Here is a 2,185-nt window from a genome sequence, read left to right as displayed (position 1 = left end):
GGCCTGCGCCGCCCGGACCCGGCCCCGTGCGCCTTCCCGCCCGCGCACGCGGAGAGCGAGCTTCCGAGTTCCCGGGAACCGAACGGCCCGCGGATCCGACACCAGGGGTGGACGGCCGCGGCAGTGCGGCCCAGAACCTGGAGCGAACACCCGTGAACCCGACACGTACGTGGGCCGCCACCGCCCTCCTCGCCTTCGCCCTGACCGCCTGCGGCGGCTCCGCGACCTCCCCGGACACCACCACCGACGCGGGCGCCCCCTCCCCCTCCGCGGACACCGCCACCGCCGCCGACGCCTTCGGGATCACCGACCCCTGGGTCAAGGCCGCAGGCGCCGACGACGGCATGACCGCCGTCTTCGGCGAGATCACCAACGGCTCCGACACCGAGGTCACGATCGTCGCCGCCTCCCACGACGCCGCCGACACCGTCGAACTGCACGAGGTCGTCACCGAGGGCGCGGACGGCACCATGCGCGAGAAGGACGGCGGGTTCGCCGTCCCTGCCGAGGGCGGTCTCCCCCTGGAGCCCGGTGCCGACCACATCATGCTCATGGACCTCACTCGCGACCTGGAACCGGGGGACGAGACCACGGTGACCGTGGAGTTCTCCGACGGTTCCACCGCCGGTTTCACCGCACCCGTCAAGGAGTACGCCGGAGCCAACGAGGAGTACGGGGGCGACGGGCACGAAGGGCACGGGGGCGGGGACCACTGATGGCGGAACGCGCTGCGGGCTCCGGCCCGTTGAGCCGCCGCCTCCTGCTCCTGGGCGGGGCGGCCGGCCTCGGTGCCGCAGGGGTGGCCGGGGCCGGGGCCGCCAGATGGGCCGACCGGGCGGGCGGCCCCGACCCGGCCGCCGTCCCCCCGCTCCACGGCTCCCTGACCGTGCCCTTCCACGGCCCCCACCAGGCGGGCGTGGAGACCCCGCCCCAGGCGCACGGCACGTTCGTCGCACTGGACCTGGGGCCAAAGGTCGACGCGGAGGGGGTCCGGCGGCTCATGCGGCTGCTCAGCGACGACGCGGCCCGACTGGCCCGGGGTGAGCCGGCCCTGGCCGACACCGAACCCGAACTGGCGGAGGTCCCGGCCCGTCTCACCACCACGTTCGGCTTCGGACGGGGGCTGGTGGAACGTGTGGACCCCGACGCGGTACCGGACTGGCTGGGGCCCCTGCCGGAGTTCGACCACGACCGGCTCGACCCCGCATGGGGCGGGGCGGACCTGCTGGTGCAGGTGTGCGCGGACGATCCCCTCACGGTCTCGCACGCGGTACGGATGCTCCTCAAGGACGCGCGGGCCTTCACCCGTCCCAGGTGGACCCAGAGCGGGTTCCGCCGGGCCCACGGCTCCCAGCCCGACGGCACGACTATGCGCAACCTGATGGGCCAGGTCGACGGCACCGTCAACCCGGAGCCGGGGACGGCGGACTTCGAGCGGCTGGTGTGGGGCGGCGGCGGACCCGCGTGGTTGGAGGGAGGGACGGGGCTGGTGCTACGGCGCATCGCCACCCACCTGGACACGTGGGACGAACTGGACCGGCCCGCGCGCGAGGCCGTCATCGGCCGCAGGCTGGACAACGGCGCGCCTCTGACGGGGGAGGCCGAGCACGACGAGGTGGACCTGGCCGCCACCGGCGCCACCGGGCTGACGGTCGTCCCGGCGTTCGCCCACGTGCGCAGGGCGGTCACCGGCGACCCGGGGCAGCGGATCTTCCGACGCGCCTACAACTACGACCTGCGCGGAGCGGGCGGGGAGGAGGCCGGACTGCTGTTCGCGTCGTTCCAGGCCGATCCCGTACGCCAGTTCGTACCCATCCAGCGGAGCCTGGACGAACTCGACCTGCTCAACGAGTGGGTGACCGCGGTGGGCTCGGCCGTGTTCGCGGTTCCCCCCGGCTGCGCGGAGGGGGGTTACGTGGGGCAGACCCTGCTGGGGAGCTGACCGTCCCGGACGCCTCCCCGCGCCCGTCTCGCGTGAGGCGGACGCGGGGTGCGCCGGGGTCCCCCGGCCGTCCCCCGGCCCGGGGGACGGGACCCGCAGAGCGCGAGGGGCCGGACCGCGTGGCCTAGGGTGTATTGCGCCCTAGTGCCCTGAGTCGTTAATTCGTCGGCAGTACGCTGCGAGGGATTCGAGGATCTCCTCGGCCGTCTTGTGCCATACGAACGGCCGGGGATCCTCGTTCCA

The 2,185-nt window shown here is 74.3% G+C and carries 2 protein-coding genes; both read left to right on the top strand.

What is annotated here, in order from left to right; translation table 11 throughout:
- Positions 1-152: 152 nt before the first annotated feature.
- Complete coding sequence (locus ACFWTE_RS29885) at positions 153-716, top strand: copper chaperone PCu(A)C (RefSeq protein ID WP_378783304.1); 564 nt, start codon at positions 153-155, stop codon at positions 714-716.
- Positions 716-1,942 carry a Dyp-type peroxidase gene (locus ACFWTE_RS29880; protein WP_378783302.1) on the top strand — a complete coding sequence of 409 codons (1,227 nt, stop codon included), beginning with the start codon at positions 716-718 and terminating at the stop codon, positions 1,940-1,942. The genes ACFWTE_RS29885 and ACFWTE_RS29880 overlap by 1 nt, the downstream gene beginning before the upstream one ends.
- The last annotated feature ends 243 nt before the right edge of the window (positions 1,943-2,185 follow it).

The organism is Nocardiopsis sp. NPDC058631 (genome assembly GCF_042716955.1).
GTDB lineage: Bacteria > Actinomycetota > Actinomycetes > Streptosporangiales > Streptosporangiaceae > Nocardiopsis.
This window is presented reverse-complemented; position numbering and strand designations above follow the sequence as displayed.